We start from the raw sequence: 20898 nt of genomic DNA on the forward strand, positions 1-20898 counted from the left end.
CTTACCAGCCGATGCCCACGCCGACGCCCATGCTGCGCTCACCGCTGTTGGTGAACGCACCATTGAGGCTGAAAGTGGCCGAGCCCTTTTCGTTGAGCACGCGCTGGTAGCCCACCGCCATCGCCGACTCACCCTCGCTGTAGCCCACGCCCGCACCCAGGCGGTTGTAGGTGGCCAGACCGGCAGTGTTCATTGCCATCGCACTCTGCGCACTGCTCATCGCCGCCATGCGGTTGAAGCGCTTGTCCATCTTGTCCAGGCGGCGCTCGAAATTGCTGATTGCACCGTCGGTGTACTCGTTGGCGCGTGCCAGCATCTTCTCCAGCTCAGCGGTGTCGACCTGCGGCTTGGGCGTGTCGTCCTGCTTCGACTTCGGCTGCGGCGTGGGCTTGTCACCTTCACCGGTAGAAGCGATCTGCGGCGGACCGCTGGTTTCCGGCGTCGGCGCGATCTCTTCGGTGGACGGCGAAGGCGTGGATGCCGTCGACATGGCGCGGGCCTGCGGATGATCGTCGATACGCTGCTCCAGCCCATCCATGCGGCCGTTGAGCTGCTGCTGCATCGAATGCAGCTGGCCGCCATTGACCGCATCGCGGCTGCCGGCCGCGATCAGGCCGTTGGCCACATTGGAGATGACCATGCCGTTGGCACCGGCCAGGGTGAGCTGGTGGATACCGTCTGCGCGGACCGAGGGGCGTTCCTGGAACACGGAGCGGAGCTGGGATTCGACCTGGTTCACGCGCGAGGTGGTGCTGACGACTGCACCGTCGAGCGCTTCCAATGCACCATTGAGCGTGGATTGGGACTGGCCCTGCACGTTGAAGCTGGGGCCGACGATGTTGCCATTGGCATCGACTTCGCCGCCGAGAGCGGACAGGGCACCGCGCAGCTGGCCGACGGTGGCAGCGTTGTGGTTGGCGGTGCCGTTGGCGATGTTTACGAGACGACGCTTCATCTCACCATTACCGAACGATGCAACTGCTACCTCGGTCGCATACGAGCCGAACCCAAGCGCCATCGAACCGTCGGCACCATTCCGAACCCTCGCACCGATGCCGAGAGCGATCCCACCAATTGCGGTTCCACCATCATACGTTCCGACTTCCGCGCCCGTCCCAATGGCAATGCTGAAGTCGGAACCATTGAAGACGGTCGATCCCCGCCCAAGTGCCACCGAGTTCACCCCCAACGCAAGAGAGCGTGACCCAATCGCAGTTCCCCCTTCGGTGCCCGCCTTTGCAAGGATGCCAAGCGCGACCCCGGCTCGGCCGGCCTCCGCGCGGCCAGTCGTGGGACCTGTACCCACACTGAGAAACTGACCAGCATCTTCCAGTGCATCGAGTCGACCATTGGTCTCATAGAGCTGACTTCCGCGCACAACATCCGAGCTATCAGCCGACAACTTCGCCTCGCCCACGCCAGTCAAACGTGCACCGCCGTAGTCGATGACGCTCGCATCCAATCCACGCATGGCCTGCTCGCCCATCTCCCGCTTCTTGCGCATCGCCTCCAGATCGTTTCGATTCTGCGAGATCTTCTGCTCGGCAGCGTACAACTGACTGCCGGTCACGGCATCACGGCTTCCTGGCGCCACTCGTCCGTCAGCCAGGTTGGTCAGCACCATGCCATTCACGCCATTCAGCGCGATCTGGTTCATGCCGTCGGTGCGGGCCGAAGGTGAATCCTGGAAGATCGAACCCAGCTGGCCTTCCACCTTGTCCGCGCGACGGCCTGCGGTGATGACAGCGCCATCAAGTGCCATCAGCGCGTCCTCGACGGTGTGCTGCGCTCCGCCCTGCATCGCGTAGGTCGGCGCGACGATGTTGCCGCTGGCGTCCATACCCGCACTGCCGCCGAGGGTGGCGAGCGAATCCTTGAGCTGAGAGACGGTGGTGGCGTTGTGGTCGGCGGTGCCTCGGGCGATGTTCACCAGACGACGATAAGTAGTCGCACTTCCAAAGGAAGCCACTCCGGCCTCATTCGCCTGAGAGCCTTCGCCGAGTGCCAGCGCACCATCCGCTCCTTCACCCACCTTTGCTCCAGCACCGATTGCAACACCTCCCCGTGCGCCGCTTCCCGCAATGCCAACCTCCGCTCCAGCACCTAGTGCAAATCCACTATCAGAATCCTCATGCACAACTGACGCACGGCCAATGGCCACGGAGTTTTTACCGAGTGCCTTCGCATGTGTACCCACTGCTGTTCCCCCATCGTTGCCGGTCTTGGCTGAGTTACCTACAGCGACTCCTACCGGCCCCGCCTCGGCACGCTCGCTAGCAGGCGCCGTGCCAATGCTCAGAAACTGAGTTGTATCTTCCAGGGCTGCGATCCGAGCATTACTTGAGTACAGCTGCCTCCCAGACACAGCTTCGGCACTACTGCCACTCAGGGCTCCATCCGCCACACCACTGATCTTCCGGTTGGCATTTGCACTATTACGCACATTCAGGGTCGTACCGCTGTTTTTCTCTCCCAAACGCACATCGCCAGACGCGGAAACCTGTGCCACCAGCCCGCCCAGCGCCGCTGTTTCGGCCAGCGCCTTGGTCGCATCCTTCTTTGCCACGGCAGCATCTGCACCCGCAGACTTGGCCATCCCCTCCACCGTCGTCACCTTGTCATTGGTGGCATTGAGCTGCCTGCCATTCACGGCTTCATAGCTGCTGGCGCTGACCACGCCATCGGCCACGCCGGTCAGCTTACGGTTCGCATTCGCGCTATTGCGCACATCCAGTACGGTGCCGCTGTTCTTCTCACCCAGGCGGACAGCCTCCGTGGCCGAAACCTGCCCGACCAGCCCACCCAGAACGGTAGCTTCAGTCAAGGCCTTGCTGGCATCAACCTGTGCGGCATTGGCCGTTGCCTGCGCGCCGTTCGCAGCATTCTGTGCAGTCGTTACCCGGCCGTTGGTTTCATTCAACTGCTTGCCCGTAATGGCCTCGGTACTGCTGCTGCTGACAGCGCCATCCGCCAGGTTGACGATCTTGCGCTTGATACTGGAGCTGCCGACCGAGACCTGATTGATGCCGGTGGTCTGCGAGCCATTGCCCAGAGCGATACTTCCCGTGTGCGATGCCAGGGCGCGGTCGCCCAACGCAATGGCACTTTCGGCACCCGCCTTTGCAAGATTGCCAAGCGCCGTCGAGTACAGACCGGATGCGGCGGCCTCCCGGCCAACGGCGACGGCCTGATTGCCGCTCGCATCTGCCTTGTAACCCAGCGCGGCGGCATGGGTTGCCGCGGCCGTTGCATCATTGCCCACGGCCACGGCGCGGTCGCCCACTGCCGAAGCACGCAGGCCTGCCGCCACCGCGCCGTTGCCACTACGCGTTGCAGCACCAAGAGCAACTGCACCCGTGGCAGCGCTCTTGTCACCATCGGCATCCACACCGGCGCGAGCATCTGCGCCAACTGCGATGCTGTTGGAGTTGTAAGCCTTCGCCGAGCGCCCCATCGCTGCACTCGCAGCGCTTCCGCTTCCCTCCGCTTCTGCCATCAGCCCGATGGCCGGGGCGGATGCGTTCAGGCGCGCGGTTGCCGCGTCTGCGACGCGCTGTGCATCTGCCAGCTTGGTGTTGGTGGCATTCAACTGTTTACCGGACACAGCCTCCGTGCTGGTCGCGCTCAGCGTGGCATCCGCCACGCCCGTGATCCTGCGATTGGCGCTGGCGCTGTTGCGGACGTCCAGTACGGTGCCGCTGTTGCTTGCACCTACACGAACGTTCCCCGAGGCAGACGTCTGGCTCAGAAGACCGGAAAGCACATTGGCTTTTGCCAACGCGCTGTCGGCATTGGTCTTGGCGGAGTCGGCAACAGAACGCGTAGCCGTGACATTGCTGTTGGTAGCGTTCAGCTGTTTGCCTGACACAACGTCCGTGCTGGTCGTACTCAGCGTGGCGTCTGCCACGCCCGTGATCCTGCGATTGGCACTGACGCTGTTACGGACGTCCAGTACGGTACCGCTATTGCTTGCACCTACACGGACGCTCCCCGAGGCAGACGTCTGGCCCATAAGGCCGGAGAGCGTATTGGCTTTTGCCAGCGCGCTCTCGGCATTGGTTTTGGCAGAGTCAGCGACGGACCGGGCAGCGGTGACATTGCTGTTGGTGGCATGGAGCTGCTTTCCGGTAACGGCATCCGTGCTGCTGGCGCTCAATCGCGCATCGCCCACATTGGTCACTCGCCGCTTCGTCGATGAGCTGCCAACGGACACCGAATTGCTTTCCGTTGCTTCGGAAAATGCTCCGATGGCAACCGAGCCATTGGCGCTCGCCATGGCATGATGCCCCAGCGCAACTCCGCTGTACTCTGCGTGTGAGTTCCCTCCCAACGCGATCGCTCCCGAATAACCCGCAGTCCCAGCAAATGCATTTCCACCGATGGCGATTCGGGAAACGCCCGCCGAACTTTCCACGGTCTTGGCACCGCTGCCCACCGCAATGGAGTTGCTCGAGTATGCCCTGGCGTCCTGTCCCAGTACCGTCGCGCCAATCCCCGACGCGATCGAGCCGGCACCTACGACTGTCGAGTATCCGCTCTTGCCCTCAGACCCGTATCCAACGACGACGCTCCTGTCGCCGCGCGCGATCGATGAATTTCCTACAAGCACACTTCCGAGCCCCGACAGCGATGATCCGGTGCCGTAGACCACGGACCCCCAGCCACTGATGCTGGAGCGTGAACCCAGGATCATCTGCATATCACCGCTGATCGTGGAATTCCGATACTGGGTGTCATTTACCAGAGCCACCTGCCTGTGCTCAGCATTTACCTGGTTCGCAAACAATGAAGAGTGCAACAGATAAGGCACCGGCAGTTGACTGGAATCCGCGCCTTCCCGCTCGCGCTCAACCGCTTCATCTGAAGGCTCATGCGCTGCGGCAGGTAGGCCCACCAGTGCAGCCACCAGCAATAGTGCCCTGCCTCCACCGGACTTCCCTCGCGGACTGCTCAACTCACTGCCGACCACCCAGCACTGCTTGGCGGCACTCCAGATACGACGATAGATGTGGTTCATGCTCTCTTCCTTAACAGGACATCGAAAATGAGGCCCCGCGAACAGCGCGGGGCCAGGAACGATCAGGCGCTTGGCGCCAGGGTGGTTACGTGCTCGCGGTAGCCGTCCTTGGACAGGCGGTAATGCAGCTGCACGGTATTGCCCGGTTGAGGCTGGAACGGCAGCTTCAGCACCGCGTCCGGGTACAGGCTTTTGGCAAAGTCGTGGGTCGTGCAGGCACCACTGCCGGTGCACTCGGCCAGCCCTGTGATACCGACCCGCAAGGTCCCCACGTTGCGCAGGGTGTCGCCCTGCAGTTGCAGATCCACACTGCCATTGGCGGGCAGCACGTTCACCAGCGCACCCCAGACCAGGCTGACGCCGACGTTGGCCTGTGCCGCCTGCTCGTCACCCTCGAGCAGGGTCCCGTCCGGTCCCCTGACACCCTCGAAGTAGACGCGGTAGGCCACTTCCTTCTCCACGCTGCGCAGTGGAATCACCCGGATCAGGCGATTGCCTCCGCCACTGAGTGCGAACTTCCCGGGGGTGATGGCGACCGCGGCATCGGCCGCCTCCATGTCCACCTCTTCCTCGCCAGCCTGGGCGGGATTCGAGATGCGCAACAGGCGTGCCTGCACGTACTGCGGCTGGGTGGAGTGCGAGTAGACGCGGATCTGCGTACCGCGCTTGCCATCGACGGCCGCGCGCATCGGATGGATCGAGAGGTTGGCATGTACCGGCGGTGCCAGCAGCGCGCTCAACGGCAACAGGCAGAACAGCAGCTTCTTCATGATGAGACTCCGTGGGGATCAGGGTTTGGCGGTCGGCACGCGCAGCTCTACCGTCAACTCGCCGTCGTAGAGACCGGGCCGCTTGCTGGCGATGGGCGTAGGCGGCGTTTCCAGCACCAGCGGCGTGGGCACGCAGTACACGGGTTGGCTGATGCCCGGCAGCATCACCAGCCGCAACTGCGCGCTGTCGATACCGCGTAGCAGCTGTTCTTCACCGTTCTTCATCGCCAGACGGTTGCCGCCGTATTTCAGGCTGACCTGGTAGTCGAGGCGCTGGGTGTCATCGCTGCCGCCGTCCCCGTGCCAGACCGCGAAGTCCCTTCCGGGCGGGGGCCGTGGCCAGCTGTCGCGCACGGTGACGCCGAGGAACTCGCTCTGCGAGCCCACGCCGTCGTACAGGCACATGTCCACTTCCTTGTAGCCGCCGACCATCTTGCCGATGGGGTCGTAGCGCAGGTCCATGTTGACCAGCGGTGCGATGCCGTCGAAGCCCGGGAAGTAGATCGAGATCGCGTCGTAGTCGGTGACGGTGAAGTCGAAGTTGAAGGTGGCTGTTGCGACGGGTGCTGCGGCGGGATCGGACTTGATGTTCAGGCGCATCGTGGCTTTCCAGTGGCCAGCGACGAGTCTGGAGAGTTCTGCAGCTGGAACCTCAAGGTTCGCCCCGGTACCCGCTGGCTTACCCGAGCCGCACTCGAACCAGAAGGACGCATTCAGACGTCTTCTAGCCGTGTCCCAGTAGTCAGTGGCGCAGATCCAGTCCGACATGATCCTCTGCAGATACCCCTCCGCTCGAAGCTCAGTACGCAGGCCGGTTCTCTGTTCTACAAACAGCAGGGCAACGTTACTGATGCCAAGCGACTGTCCCGGCTCACCATCTACGGCACATTTCCCAAACTCACTATCAGAAGCAGACCCACAAACCACATGGATCTGCCCATACTTGAACGCCAGGTCGTGACTGAACCCCAGCACCGTCCGTGGCGCCCACAGCACCACATCACCCGGCGCCGTCGAGCGATCCCAGCTCATCACGATGTCCCTGCTCTGGTCCGTCGGATGCGTCTCCGGCGGCCACTGCGCCCACGCCCGTGGCATCACCAGCACCAGCGCACACACCAGCATCAACACACACATCCAACGCCGGCTCATGGCGTACCTCCTGCAGCAGCGGTCTGGGGCGTGGCGGCAATCAACGCGCGTTCCTGCAGCAGGCGGGTCACGCGGGCCTGCTGGCGGATCTCGGGCGGCAGCTGGGCCACAGCCAGCGGCTCGCAGTGCACGGCGCCGACCAGCAGCACCACCTGACGGCGCTCTCGCACCTGCAGCGGGCAATGCAGCAGGCGGTCGTCCTGCAGCAGGTACAGCGTTGTTTCGCGACGCGGGAAATCGGCAACGAAGCTGCCGTTGGCGCTGGTGCCGGGCACCGGCGCGTTGAGGATGCGGGCGCCGCCCAGCGGCGACCCCGCAAGGTCCTTGGCGTTGCCGATGAAGGTGTAGGTCACTTCGATCGGCACTGGCATGCGCATCAGCTTGCCGGGGGTGAGGAACATCGGCCGTGCACCGCCCACGCCGGTCACGCGGATCGCGGCGATGCTGTCCAGCGTGCTGGCGTCCTGCACTTCGGCGCGCTGCGACTGATAGGCCTGTAGCGGCAGCAGCCGGCGCTCGCCGATCTGCAGACGCTGTCGGCGCAGCCCACCCACCTGCAATTCCGCGGCCACGCCATGCAGGTCGGCATCGTCGAAACCGTCCACCTGCACGGCCAGGCCGGCCTCGGCGCCGTTGGCACCGCTCCAGTAGACGCCGCGACGGCCCAGTGCGAAGCCGGAGCTGTGGCTGCCGCTGTAGCCCGTCTCGCCGCGTCCGCGCTGCTGATAGTGCGCGATGCTGGCAGTGGAATTGCCGATGCCGTTCTGCAGCTGGCCACTCAGCGAGGCGCTGTAGCGATCGTTGTTGTTGGCGCGCAGTTCGGCGTTCAGCTCGCGATAGTGCGTATCCCGTTCCTGGCGCAGGCTCTGGCCCACGCTGTAGTCGATGGCCGGGCGCTGATGCTGCGGCTGGCGCACGTCCACCGCGTAGCGGCGCTGGCCGCTGCTGTCATGATTACGCTGCAGGCGGGTCAGGCTCAGGTTGAAGTAGATGCCGCGATCGCGCTCGTTGCTGCCGCGCACGCTGTCGGTGCTGCGCTGCTGCCACAGGCCCACGCGCGTGGACACGCTGAAATCCTGCCAGCGATGGCTGCGGCTGAAGCTGGCCTGCCAGGTGCGGCTGAGCACGGGTTCGCGGCGCGGTTCCAGCGGACCGGGTGGCAGCAGCGGATCGAGCCCGAACAACGGATCCTGGTCGAATTCAGGCCGATGCCAGCCGGTGCGCCAGGTCTGGCGCCGGGTGTAGCCCACGTAGGCATTGCCACCGGCTACTGGCAGCGACATCGAGCCGCTGAGGGAGTTGGTGCAGCCCAGCTGGTCGCGCGCATCGGCCTCGAACTGGCAGGCCTTGCCGCGCATGCGCTGCTGGTAGAGATTCCACGACGCCTTGCGCCGGTACGACAGCTGATGCTGCTGGCCATTGCTGCCATCGCTGCCACGCATGCCGCTGAGCGTTGCACGCATCTCATGCGTGGCGAGCACGCGGCGCAGGTCCAGGCGCAGTTCGCCGTAACTATGGCCGCCGAGGTTGGCGGCACCGGCGGTAAGGGCAGCATCGCGGCCAAGCGGCACGCGCACGCCCGCCACCGCAACCGACTCACCGTCGAAACGATCGCTGCGACGCTCGTTGCGGCGGCCGCCCTGCACGAACCACTGCCACTGGCTGTTGGTCCAGTCGCCGCCCTTGTCGAACGGCGCCTCTTCGGTGCGCACCAGCACACCGTCCTCGTAGATGCGCATGCGCACCAGGTAGTTGCCGAACGGGAAATTGCGGGTGTCGATCTGGTTGATGCCGGCCTGCAGGTAGAAGGTCTGCAGCAGCCGCTCGCCATCGAACACATCGACGCGAGCGTCGCGCGCCAGCAGCACCGTCAGCGGCGTGGCCTGCACGGCGGCATCGGTGTCCACATAGGCCTGGGTGGTGCCCACGCGCGCGCCCTGGAAACGGTCCAGCGGCAGCATGCTGAAACTGAAGGTGCCGCCCTGCGGGCTGGACAGGTTGCGGCGGTCCATACGCCCGGCCTGCAGGTAGTGCGCCTGGCCCAGGTCATGGCGGTAATAGACGTTGTCGAACTGGAAGTCGTCGTCGCTTCGGCTGCGGTAGCGCTGCTGGGTGTAGTACCACTCGGCGGACAGGTGGCCGCGGTCGAACAGGCCCAGCGTGCCCACGCCGCGCGCGGACAGCGCCTGGTAGTCGCGGCCGCCACTGACGTTGAGCGTCTGCTGGTGCAGGAAGGCGTTCTCGGCGTTGGCTGTGACCTTGTGGTAACGCTCAGCCGCCGGCTCACCGGGAATCCACTGCCGCGCCACGAACAGGCGCACCGCGCCCTCGCCTTCGTCGTACAGCGCGCGCACGGCTGCGGGGTCTTCGGGTGGATCGAGATAGCCGCAGCCCGCCGTGGCGCCACCGAAGCGGCAGGCCAGGTGGCTGTTGCGCGGCAATGGTTGTGACAGTGCCGGCAGCAGCGCCGCCTGCGCTTCGGCCGGCAGGTCCAGCGCCTGCAGCACGCGCGCGGGGTCTTCCAGCTGCACGTGCTCCAGGGTCACGCGCACCGGCGACAGTCCGGCCGAGCGGCCGAACAGCTGGATGTCGAGTTGTTCGGTCTGGCCTTCGACCAGATCCTCGAAGCCGGCGGGGACGCCGCGGGCTGCGGCCAGGGGAGCAGCCAGTGCCAGGGCGAGCGCGACCGCCAGCCGGGTGACGGCGGGGGCGTGTGGGGTCATGGGGGTACCACTGCAGAAGCCGCCGGCCCGGCGTGCGGGCCGGCGCGGGGATTACGGCGTGGTGGCCTTCTGGTTCAGCACGACGCTGACGATGCCGGCGTAGCGGCCCTTGGTGGCAATCGGCGCCGGTGTGGTCTGGGCAATGGTCAACGGCATCGAGATCGAGGCGCCCGGGGTGGAGCCGGCGCCGTTGAACAGATCGGCCGCCTTGTACTCGATGGCAGTGGTACCCAGTGCGCGGTTGTTGAGGCTGATGGTCATCGGCACGGTGACGGCGCCGGTCTCGTTGGCCAGCACGAATGGACCGTCGATACGGGCCTCGATATCGGCGATTTCATCGTTGGAGTGGATGCGGACGCGCTGGGTGTCCGGAATCAGGCCGCGCAGCGGATCGTGGGTCAGCGTGACCATGTCCGGCAGCGGGGTGCCGTCATCGCGCAGCAGCGCAAGGGTCGGGTCGACGTCGGCGTAGACGGAGATCTTGGTTTCAACAGCGTGCGCGGACAGCGAAGCCGTAGCCAGCGCTGCAGCGAGCGCGGCCTTCTTGATGATGGCGTGCATGGGTTGTCTCTCTCGGACAAAGGGGGAATAAGAAAGCCCCCCTCCCCTAAGGAGAAAGGGAGGGAGGCGCCGCCCGCGGGGATGGGTGCGGGCGACGGAGAGAATGTTAGAAATCCATTGCCATGCAGGCCATTCAAGCATTCCTAAAACGTTGAACGTTAAGGAGAATTCTTGAAGGTGTTCAATGTTTGAGGGTTATGCAATTTTCCTCACTGATTGAATGCAAGAAACCTCATTGCCTTGCATTTGTAGAGTCGACTGTTAGTCGGCTGCCGTTGTGCCAGTGTCCGAAATGCCAGCGCCGCGCGTGTGAGTCGAGCATGGCTCGACTCTACAGACAGCTTTTCCGGTCACTCCACGCCATCCACGCATGGCGTGGATCTACTGTAGAGCCGAGCCCATGCTCGGCTGCCGTTCGCTTCAGCCTGCAGGCACCACGGTGACGTGATCGACATCGATGTCGGTCGGCTTGAAGCGGTGGGTGTCAACCTTGCCACGCAGCTCGACCACGGTGTCGGCGCCGATGGCCTGCGGCGGCAAGTCTTCGTCGTCGATCTCGACCTCGATCTGGCCGCTGGCATCGCGGAACTGGTAGCGCTCGCCCCCGATCTTGGCGACGAGGGTGCCACGCAGCACCACCGGATGGTCATCGCGCTGCGCGCGTGCGTCAGCGACGGTACTGACAGCGGCTCCTGCGCCCGGGCCGGTGTACTGCGCGGATGCCTGCGGGCTCAGCAGGGTCAGCGGCGTGGCGATGAGGGCGATGGCAAGCAGTCGGTTCATGGTGTTCTCCATGCAGGGATCAGTACCGTCAGGTTCTATCGCCCCCGATGTGATGCCCATGCAATAGATCCGAAAAGATGTGAAAGCGACATTCATTGTCAGAAAGCATTCAGATCCTGAAGCGAGCCCCTGTGGAACCGCGCCCCTGCCCGGCTGCCGCCCGTGCTGCGCGCGGGAGTCGAGCGTGGCGCGACTCTACAGATATCAGGCCGCCTTCCGGCGGCCTGATGAGACATGGCGTTGGCGCACGATCAGAAGAAGATCGCGTACAGAATCAGCAGCGGAATCGGCACGCCCAACAACCAGAGCAGAATCATTTTCATGGCGGGTCTCCTTGTACGGAATGCGGGTTACAGGTCGCGGCGGCGGCCGCCCCAGGTGGCGCTGAGGCTGGCGAAGAACGCGCCGATCAGCAGGGTGATGAACAGCCACAGTGCGGCATAGGCGGTCGCCTTTCGGGCATCGTCGGCAGCCTGCTTGGCGGTGTTCTTGGCCTTTTCCAGCGCCGCACGCATGCGCGTCTGCACATCGGTCACACGCGCCTGCGCTTCAGCCGGACTCATGCCGGTTTCGCGCGCGATCAGCTGCGACAGGTACTGGGTGTCTGCCGGGTCCAGGCCGTCGCCTTGCAGGCTGTTGACGATGATGCGGTTCACTTCGGCGCGTACTTCGCGATGGTCGCCCATCGGACCGTTGCCCGGCATCGGGCGCGGCGGCGGGGCCATGCGCGCGTCGCGCGGGCCGACGTTGGCGGCCGGCGGCGGCGCGGCGGGGTCGATCGGTGCTGCGCTCGGTGCGCCAGGGGCCGGCGGTGCGGCGGCGGCGTCCGGGACCGGGTTGGTGGCGTTGCGGAACAGCGAGTCGACCCAGTAGTTGAGGTCGCCTTCCGGCGCAGCGGCTGCCGCGCTGCCAGCACCCGCAGCGGCAACGCCGGCGGTGGAAGCGGCAGCACCTGCGGTGGCGCCTGCGACCTTCGCACCGGCGCCGAGCACGCCACCGATGGCCGAGGTCAGCAGGCCAGCGGTCAGCAGCGTGGCGACCGCCCACGAAACGAAGCCGTGTGCGGTATCGCGGAAATAGGTTTCATCGCCATGGATCTGCGTCCACTTGGTGCGCAGGCGACCGGCCAGATAGCCGCCCAAGCCAGATGCGGCCAGTGCGGTGAAGGTGAGCCAGATGATGCTGGACCAACCGAAGGTTTCCTTGCTGACGCCCTCGAACGACCAGGGCGACACCGACGACAGGCCGAGGCCAACGCCGAGGATCAACAGGATGAGGGAGAGTGCGGCGGCGGCGACCGCGCCTGCGAAGATCGCGCCCCAGGACACGGCGCTTTCGCCGGGAGGGGCGACGATGGGGGCGGTGACGACAGTAGCGACATCTGGGCCGAGCGGGCCGCGCTCGGGTGGGTCGAATCGGGTACTCATGGGGTGGACGCTCCGGATCAGATGCTGCGGATGCAGTTGGTGTCCTGAGGCTGCGCGAGCGATTGTGAAGCTGGTGAGACCCTTGAATCACGCGGTCTTGGCGCGTTGAACGTTGTGCCTACCAAGGTTGGCACCTGCCAAAGGCGGGAACGCGGTAGATCCACGACACGCGTGGATGGGAGATCGTGCCAACCAAGGTTGGCACCTACCGAAGGTGGGAACGCGATAGATCCACGCCATGCGTGGATGGGAAAGCGTGCCAACCAAGGTTGGCACCTACCGGGGCAACGATAAAAAAAACGCCCCGCGTATGCGGGGCGTTCTCGGCACAACCTACGCGGGCGATCAGCCCTGGTAGTCGCGCACGTCGCTGCCGGTGTAGACCTGGCGCGGACGGCCGATCTTCATTTCCGGATCGACCTGCTGTTCCAGCCAATGCGAGACCCAGCCGGAGGTACGGCCCAGGGCGAACATCACGGTGAACATTTCGGTCGGGATCTGCAGCGCCTTGTAGATGATGCCGCTGTAGAAATCGACGTTCGGGTACAGCTTGCGGGCGACGAAGTACTCGTCCTGCAGCGCAGCCTGTTCCAGCTTCACGGCCACGTCCAGCAGCGGATCCTGCACGCCCAGCTGCTTGAGCACCTTGCTGGTCATCTCGCCGATGACCTTGGCGCGCGGGTCGAAGTTCTTGTAGACGCGGTGGCCGAAGCCCATCAGGCGGAAGCCGGAAGTCTTGTCCTTGGCCTTGACCACGGCGGACTCGACATTGTCGGCGCTGCCGATCTCTTCCAGCATCTTCAGCACGGCTTCGTTGGCACCACCGTGGGCCGGACCCCACAGCGCGGTGACGCCCGCGGCGACCGACGCGTACGGGTTGGCACCGGTCGAACCGACCAGGCGCACGGTCGAGGTCGAGGCGTTCTGCTCGTGGTCGGCGTGCAGGATGAACAGCAGGTCCAGTGCCTTGACCACGTCCGGGTTCAGATCGTACTGGCCGTCGGCCGACTCGAAGGTCTGCTTCAGGAAGCGGCTGACGTAATCCAGCGAGGTGTCCGGCTTGTTGGCCGGCAGGCCCTTGCCGTGGCGGTAGATCAGCGCCGACAGGGTCGGCACCTTGGCGATCAGGCGCACGGCCGCCTGGCGGCGCTGTTCGGCGTCGGACAGATCCAGCGAGTCGTGGTAGATGGCCGACAGCTGCGCGATCGCAGCAGCCAGGATGGCCATCGGGTGGGCGTCCTTGGCGAAGCTGCCGATCAGGGTGTTGATCGAGTCGTCGACATTGGCTTCGGCGGTCAGCTCATCGGTGAAGGCCTTCAGCTGCTCGGCGCTCGGGCGCTCGCCGTTGATCAGCAGGTAGGCCACTTCGACGTAGCTCGACTTTTCCGACAGCTGCTCGATCGGGTAGCCGCGATACAGCAGCACGCCCTTGTCGCCGTCGATGTAGGTGATGGCGGACTTGCAGCTGGCCGTCGCGGTGAAGCCGGAATCGTAGGTGAAATACCCCGTTTCCTTGGTCAGCTTCGCGATGTCGACGCAGTCGTTGCCAAGGGTGGGTTTGATGACGGGCAGAACGACCGACTTATCGCCGGCGTTGAGCGTGACCTGATCAAGATCGGACACTGTGTGCGCTCCTTCATGGGAAGGCGCCTGCCCAAGCGCATTGGTCAGGCACGTGAATGACGTCCTCGGCCTGTGCCGGGGATCAGGTCATTATCGCACAGCAGCATTTGTCGGGTGCTAGACGGAAGTCGTAGACGACAGGCGGCCACAGCCCGGCCAGCAAGCGGCCCGGATCGGCAAAAGCGTTGTCACCCGAACGCAGTGTTCCGCCCATCCAAACGCCCGTTGGGCACGCGTCGGGGAAAAACAAACGGCCGCGCAGAGCGCGGCCGTCGGTTCGAAGCAGGATCGACAGATCAGCGCGCGTAGCGCTTCTGGAACTTGTCGATACGGCCCGAGGTGTCGATGACCTTGTGCTTGCCCGTGTAGAACGGGTGCGAAGCCGAGGAAATTTCAACCTTGACCAGCGGGTATTCGTTGCCGTCTTCCCACTGGATGGTTTCCTTCGTCGCCATGGTCGAGCGGGTCAGGATCTTGAAATCGGAGGTGACGTCATGGAAGACGACGTCGCGGTAGTTCGGATGGATATCGGCCTTCATGGGCTCACACCGTAAATGGGCTGGTGGTCAAGAGCGGCATTATAAGCACCGGTTGCCGCTGGGGGCAACCGGTCCCGGGACATCGACCTCAGTCCGCGCCCAGGGCCTGGCGTACCAGGGCCTCGAAACGCTGCTGGTCGTAGGCCATCAGCAGATCGCAGTTGTCCGGCTGGCCGGTCTGGCGGTTCCAGTCGACGATCGTCGCACCGCGGCTGAACGTGCCGTTCAGCTCCACGTTCAGCGGCCGCGACTCGACCTGCAGCTGCCCTTCCGGGTTCAGCGCCCAGGCCATGGCCACCGCATCGGCGGTGTACCAGCGGCCGCCCTTGGCGTCCTCGGACAGCGCGCGGGTCTTGCGTGAGATCAGCTCGTAGAAGCGGGCGCGATCGGAATCGGCCTGCAACCACTGCTCGGCCTGCTCAAGCGGCAGGCCATGGGCGACGGTGGCCTCCCAGTCCGACACCAGCAGGTGCTTGAACGAGGTGAACACCACGTGCGCCGCTTCGGGATCGAAGGCGATGTTGAACTCGGCAGCCGGGGTGATGTTGCCGTGGCAGGTGACCGCGCCGCCCATCACCACGATGCGCTTGATGCGCTGGGGCAGGGTCGGGTCGAGCTTCAGCGCCAGCGCCAGGTTGGTCAGCGGGCCGAGCATCACCAGCATCAGTTCGCCGGCGTGTTCATGCGACAGGCGCAGGATGGCCAGCGCAGCGTGCTCGGCTTCGGCCTGGCGGCTGGGCGGCGGCAAGTCCACATCGCCATAGCCATCGCGGCCATGCACGTGGGCGGCGTCGACGGAGGGGTGCAGCAGCGGATCCGGGCTGCCGGCGAACACCGGCACGTCGGTGCGGCCAACGATGTCGCAGAGCTTGAGGGCGTTGCGGACGGTGTATTCGAGGCCGACATTGCCGGCGGCGATGGTCAGGGCGACCACGTCATGCCGTTCATCGGCAAAGGCCATCAGCAGGGCCAGGGCGTCGTCCACACCGGGATCGGTGTCGATCAACAGGGGGATCTTGTGGGTCATCGTTGCCGTCTTCAGATCGGCAACGAAGTGTGGACCGGGATGATGACCGTTGCAAGTACGGGGGCGGGGTTCTGGCAGGGCCGCGCCCTGCACCCGCGGTAGTGCCGGCCGCTGGCCGGCAACTTCGACAGCAACGTCAAAAACGGGTTTCCCGCGGATGGCGGGGAAGAGCTCTCTGTAGAGTCGAGCCATGCTCGACTCCCGCGCGCAGCGCGCACAGCAGCCGAGCGTGGGCTTGGCTCTACAGTGGATCCACGCCGTGCGTGGATGAGCGTGCCGGAAATGGGGTCAGAGGCCATTGCTGTGCAAAGGGCTCTGACCCCGGGGCGGCCTACGCCGAGGCGTAACGCACGGCGGTGCCGATCCAGCGCTGCACCACGCGGTCGGCCAGCGCGGGCTGCTGGTCCAGCAGGCGCTCGGCCAACTCGTGCACGCCGGGCAGCAGGCCGGCGTCACGGGCCAGGTCGGCGATGCGGAAGCCGGCCAGGCCGGTCTGGCGCGTACCCAGCAGTTCGCCGGGACCACGCAACTCCAGATCCTTCTCGGCGATGACGAAACCATCGTTGGTTTCGCGCATGGTCTGCAGGCGCTCGCGTGCCATCTGCGAGAGCGGCGCCTGGTACAGCAGCACGCAGCGCGACACCGCCGAACCACGGCCAACCCGACCTCGCAGCTGATGCAGCTGGGCCAGGCCCAGCCGCTCGGCGTTCTCGATCACCATCAGTGAGGCATTGGGCACGTCCACGCCCACTTCGATGACAGTCGTGGCCACCAGCAGGTCGATCTGGCCGGCCTTGAACGCCACCATCGTGGCCAGTTTTTCCGCGGCCTTCAGGCGGCCATGCACCAGCCCCACGCGAACGCCCGGCAGCAGCGCCTGCAGCGATTCGTAGGTGGCCTGTGCCGGCGTAGCATCCAGCTCTTCGCTTTCCTCGATGAGCGTGCACACCCAGTACACCTGCCGCCCTTCCTGGCAGACCAGGGCGATGCGCTCGATCAGCTCCGGGCGGCGGTCATTGTTGAGGGCGACGGTCTGTACCGGCGTGCGGCCCGGCGGCAGCTCGTCGATGGCCGACACATCCAGGTCCGCGTATTCGGACATCGCCAGCGTGCGCGGAATCGGCGTGGCGGTCATCACCAGCTGGTGCGGCACGCTGTTGCCACCCGCGCCCTTGTCACGCAGGGCCAGCCGCTGATGCACGCCGAAGCGGTGCTGCTCGTCGACGATGGCCAGCGCCAGGTCCTGGAACACCACCGCCTCCTGCATCAGCGCGTGCGTGCCCACCACCACCTGCGCTTCGCCGTTGGCCACCTGTTCCATCACCTTGGCGCGGGCCTTGCCGGTGACCTTGCCGGCCAGCCAGGCGATGCGCACGCCGAGCGGTTCCAGCCAACCGCGCAGGTTGTTGAGATGTTGTTCGGCCAGCAGTTCGGTGGGCGCGGCCAGTGCGACCTGCTTGCCCTGCTCCACCGCCAGCATGGCGGCCAGCGCGGCCACCACGGTCTTGCCGGAACCGACGTCGCCCTGCACCAGCCGCAGCATCGGGCTGGGCCGCGACAGGTCTTGGCGGATCTGCTTGAACACGCGTGCCTGCGCGCCGGTCAGTGCAAAGGGCAACTGCTTCAGCAGCGCCTTGGCCAGCTTGCCGGGGCCGGCCAGCGGCGGCGCATGGTGTGCCTGCAGTGCAATGCGCTGGCGACGCAGGCTGAGGTGGTGCGCCAGCAGTTCTTCCATCGCCAGGCGACGCTGCGCCGGATGGGTGCCGGCGGCCAGCGCGGCCAGGTCGGCATCCGGCGGTGGCCGGTGCACGGTCAGCAGCGCGCTGCGCAGCGAGGGCAGCTTGAGGCCGTCCAGCCAACCACTGGGCAGCAATTCCAGCGTGCTTTCCTCGGGCAGGCGGTCCAGCGCCTGGCCGATCAGTTTGCGCATCGTCATCGGGCCGACGCCCTCGACGGTGGGATACACCGGGTCGAGGCGGTCGCCGAGTTCGGGATCGTCGTTGCGGCCCAGCACCTGGTAACTGGGATGGACGATTTCCAGGCCGAGGTGGCCTGGCTTGGGCGTGCCGAAGCAGCGCAGCCGGTTGCCGACTGCGAACTGGCCAACCTGCTGCTGGCGGAAATGGAAGAAGCGCAGCACCAGGGTGCCCTGCCCTTCGTCTTCCATCGCCACTTTCAGCATCGGACGGTAGCGCATGCCGCGCTCGACCGCGACCACCCGCCCTTCCACCTGCGCCGGCACGCCGTTGCGCAGGTCTTCGATGCGGGTCAGCCGGGTCCGGTCTTCGTAGCGCAGTGGCAGGTGAAGCCAGAGATCCTGCAGGGTGGCCAGGCCACGCGCCTGCAGTTTGGCGGCCACGGCCGGGCCTACGCCAGCGAGCATCGCCAGGGATGCTTCGCCGGACGGAGACAGGACCGGAGTGACCGCCGCCTTGCGTGCCACGTGGTGGTCAGTCGATGACCATCACCGCATCGACCTCGAAGTTGGCGCCCTTCGGCAGGCCCGAGACTTCGATGGTGGAACGGGCCGGATACGGCGCCTGGAAGTAGTCCTGCATCACCGCGTTGACCTTGGCGAACTCGCCCAGGTCGGTCAGGTACAGGCCCAGGCGCACGACCTTGTCCAGCGAGCCGCCAGCGGCTTCGGCCACGGCCTTGAGGTTGTCGAAGGCGCGGCGGGCCTGCGCTTCGACGTCACCGGCGCCGACGATGTCGCCGGTGGCCGGGTCGAGCGGGATCTGGCCGGAGAAGTACACGGTGTTGCCGGCGCGCACGGCCTGCGAGTACGGGCCGATGGCGGCGGGCGCCTTTTCGGTGTTGATGATCTGGCGGGACATGGGTCGCTCCGGTGCGTTGGGGGAAACAGAGCGGTGATTGTACCGGCTGGGGCGTGCGTCGGCTGGAGTCGGATCCGTTTCCCGCCGGGGAACGGCTCTGACCCCGTGCATGAGATCGGGTCACGCGATGGGGTCAGAGCCCTCTCCGTTGGAGAGGGATCCGACCCCGGATCCGAAGCAGGGTTATTGCCGGCGTACCGATTGCACGACCGACAGGCGGCGCAGGCGGCGCATCACTTCGGCCAGGTGGTTGCGGTCGCGCACCTGGATGTTGAAGGCCAGCACGGCGGCGTTGAAGTCGCGGTCCAGGTAATCCACCCGCTCGATGTTGGAGTGGCTCTGCGCGATGGCGGCGGCCAGCTGCGCCAGCACGCCGGTGCCGTTCTCCACTTCCACCACCAGCGAGGTGTCGTAGTCGCCGGAGACGGTGGTGTCCCAGCCGATCGGCACCCAGCGCTCGGGTGACTTGCGCAGCTCGGCCAGGTTCGGGCAGTCCATGCGATGCACCACGATGCCCTTGCCGGCGGTGTGGTAGCCCATGATCTCGTCGCCGGGAATCGGCTGGCAGCAGCCGGCGAAGGTGACCACGCCGCGCTCGCTGCCGTTGATCAGGATCTTTTCCTGCGAATGGTGGCGCGAATGCGGGCCGCCACGCAGCTCGGCGTAGGCCATCAGCGCCTGCGCGGCCTGGGTCGGCATCCAGTTGCCCAGCGCGACCTCGGCCAGCAGGGCTTCCAGGCGCGGGAAGCGGTGTTCGGCCAGGAACGCATCCAGGCGCCCCTTGGGCAGCCGCTCCAGCGAGGAATCCATCGCTTCCAGCGCGCGGTCGAGCATGCGGTGGCCCAGCTGCACGGCATCCTCGTGCTCCAGCTGCTTGAGCTGGTGGCGGATGGCGGTGCGCGCCTTGCTGGTAACCACGAACTCCAGCCACTGCGGTTTCGGCGTGGCCGAGCGCGCGGTGATGATCTCCACCGACTGCCCCGACACCAGCTTGGTGCGCAGCGGCACCAGTTTCTTGTCCACGCGCGAGGCCACCGCCATGTTGCCCACATCGGTATGCACGGCGTAGGCGAAATCGAGCGCGGTGGAGTTGCGCGGCAGGGCCAGGATCTTGCCCTTCGGGGTGAACAGGTAGACCTCGTCCGGGAACAGGTCGACCTTGACGTTGTCGAGGAATTCCAGCGAGGAACCGGCGGCGCGCTGCGAGTCGATCAGTTCGACGATCCAGGCGTGGGCACGGCTCTGCGCGCTGTTGGGCGAGTCGCCGCCGAACTTGTAGGTCCAGTGCGCGGCTACGCCACGCTCGGCGATCAGGTCCATTTCCTCGGTGCGGATCTGCACTTCGATCGGCGAGCCGTAGGGCCCGAACAGCACGGTGTGCAGCGACTGGTAACCGTTGGCCTTGGGGATGGCGATGAAATCGCGGAAACGGCCATCCAGCGGCTTGAAGGTGGCGTGCACCGAGCCCAGCGCGTGGTAGCAGCTGGGCACGCTGCGCACGACCAGGCGGAAGCCGAACACATCCATCACCTGGTCGAAGGATTTGTTCTCGTCGCGCATCTTGTTGTAGATGCTCCACGGGGTCTTGATGCGGCTGACCAGGCGATGCTCGATGCCCTCCTTGGCCAGGCGCTGGGACAGCTGCACCTCCACCTGCGCCATCGCTTCGCGGCGCACCACCGGCTGGCTGCGGATGTGCTTTTCGATGATGGCGTGGCGCCATGGATACAGCGCCTTGAAGCCCAGGTTCTGCAGCTCGCTCTTGACCAGGCTCATGCCCAGGCGCTGTGCGATCGGCGCGTAGATCTCCAGCGTCTCGCGGGCAATGCGGCCGCGTGCTTCGCGGCTCTGCGCACCCAGCGTGCGCATGTTGTGCAGGCGGTCGGCCAGCTTGATCATGATCACGCGCAGGTCGCGCGACATCGCCAGCAGCATCTTGCGGAAGCTCTCGGCGGCTGCTTCCTGGCGGTCGCGGAACTTCAGCTTGTCCAGCTTGGTGACGCCGTCAACCAGTTCGGCCACGGCTTCGCCGAACTCGGCGGCCAGCGCCTCACGGGTCAGCGGGGTGTCTTCGATGGTGTCGTGCAGGATCGCGGCGATCAGCGCTTCCACGTCCAGGCCCAGCTCGGCCAGCACCTGCGCCACCGCCACCGGATGGGTGATATAGGGCTCGCCCGACTTGCGCGTCTGCCCGGCATGCGCGGCGGCGCCGACTTCCCAGGCGCGGCGCAGCAGCGGCAGCTGCTCCGGCGGCAGGTAGTGGGCGGCGCGTTCAAGCTGGAGGACGTAGTCGGGTACGGCGGCAGCGGGGACTGCGGCGACCTTGGCAGTGGGGCCTGGGTTCATGTCCGAAGCCTATTCCAGCGCGACGTTTACGGCAAATCCTGAATGCGAAACAGCCCGCACGGGGCGGGCTGTTCGGCGATCCAGCAATGACTC

General features: G+C 65.6%; 13 protein-coding genes. All 13 read right to left on the bottom strand.

The features are described 5' to 3' along the window. Position 1: 1 nt before the first annotated feature. Complete coding sequence (locus ARC23_RS08150; protein WP_057496794.1) at positions 2-5017, bottom strand: ESPR-type extended signal peptide-containing protein; 5016 nt, start codon at positions 5015-5017, stop codon at positions 2-4. 62 nt (positions 5018-5079) lie between these two features. Further along, complete coding sequence (locus tag ARC23_RS08155) at positions 5080-5787, bottom strand: hypothetical protein (protein WP_057496795.1); 708 nt, start codon at positions 5785-5787, stop codon at positions 5080-5082. 18 nt (positions 5788-5805) lie between these two features. Then, the gene (locus tag ARC23_RS08160; RefSeq protein ID WP_057496796.1) at positions 5806-6939 is read right to left on the bottom strand and encodes a CfaE/CblD family pilus tip adhesin; all 1134 of its coding nucleotides are present in this window, start codon (positions 6937-6939) and stop codon (positions 5806-5808) included. Beyond that, entirely contained in the window at positions 6936-9662 is a 2727-nt protein-coding gene (locus tag ARC23_RS08165; protein WP_057496797.1) for a TcfC E-set like domain-containing protein, read from the bottom strand. Before ARC23_RS08165 ends, ARC23_RS08160 begins: the two co-directional genes overlap by 4 nt. A gap of 51 nt (positions 9663-9713) precedes the next feature. Beyond that, the gene (locus ARC23_RS08170; RefSeq protein WP_057496798.1) at positions 9714-10223 is read right to left on the bottom strand and encodes a CS1 type fimbrial major subunit; all 510 of its coding nucleotides are present in this window, start codon (positions 10221-10223) and stop codon (positions 9714-9716) included. 420 nt (positions 10224-10643) lie between these two features. Further along, on the bottom strand, positions 10644-11006 hold the full coding sequence (locus ARC23_RS08175; protein WP_057496808.1) for a NirD/YgiW/YdeI family stress tolerance protein: 363 nt from the start codon (positions 11004-11006) through the stop codon (positions 10644-10646). Positions 11007-11356: 350 nt separating this feature from the next. Beyond that, on the bottom strand, positions 11357-12433 hold the full coding sequence (locus ARC23_RS08180; protein WP_057496799.1) for a hypothetical protein: 1077 nt from the start codon (positions 12431-12433) through the stop codon (positions 11357-11359). Between the two features lie 345 nt (positions 12434-12778). Then, the gene (locus ARC23_RS08185) at positions 12779-14056 is read right to left on the bottom strand and encodes a citrate synthase (RefSeq protein ID WP_057496800.1); all 1278 of its coding nucleotides are present in this window, start codon (positions 14054-14056) and stop codon (positions 12779-12781) included. A 296-nt stretch (positions 14057-14352) separates the two neighbouring features. Further along, positions 14353-14595 carry a type B 50S ribosomal protein L31 gene (locus ARC23_RS08190; RefSeq protein ID WP_005410871.1) on the bottom strand — a complete coding sequence of 81 codons (243 nt, stop codon included), beginning with the start codon at positions 14593-14595 and terminating at the stop codon, positions 14353-14355. Positions 14596-14683: 88 nt separating this feature from the next. After that, positions 14684-15622, bottom strand: coding sequence for a nucleoside hydrolase (locus ARC23_RS08195; protein WP_057496801.1), 939 nt, complete (start codon positions 15620-15622; stop codon positions 14684-14686). Positions 15623-15953: 331 nt separating this feature from the next. Further along, positions 15954-18065, bottom strand: a complete 2112-nt coding sequence (recG, locus tag ARC23_RS08200) for an ATP-dependent DNA helicase RecG (protein WP_057496802.1) — start codon at positions 18063-18065, stop codon at positions 15954-15956. Between the two features lie 7 nt (positions 18066-18072). After that, complete coding sequence (locus ARC23_RS08205) at positions 18073-18459, bottom strand: RidA family protein (protein ID WP_005410875.1); 387 nt, start codon at positions 18457-18459, stop codon at positions 18073-18075. A 183-nt stretch (positions 18460-18642) separates the two neighbouring features. Next, complete coding sequence (locus ARC23_RS08210) at positions 18643-20805, bottom strand: RelA/SpoT family protein (RefSeq protein ID WP_057496803.1); 2163 nt, start codon at positions 20803-20805, stop codon at positions 18643-18645. Between the last annotated feature and the right edge of the window lie 93 nt (positions 20806-20898).

The sequence above is a fragment of the Stenotrophomonas beteli genome (genome assembly GCF_001431665.1).
In the GTDB taxonomy this organism is placed as follows: Bacteria; Pseudomonadota; Gammaproteobacteria; order Xanthomonadales; family Xanthomonadaceae; genus Stenotrophomonas; species Stenotrophomonas beteli.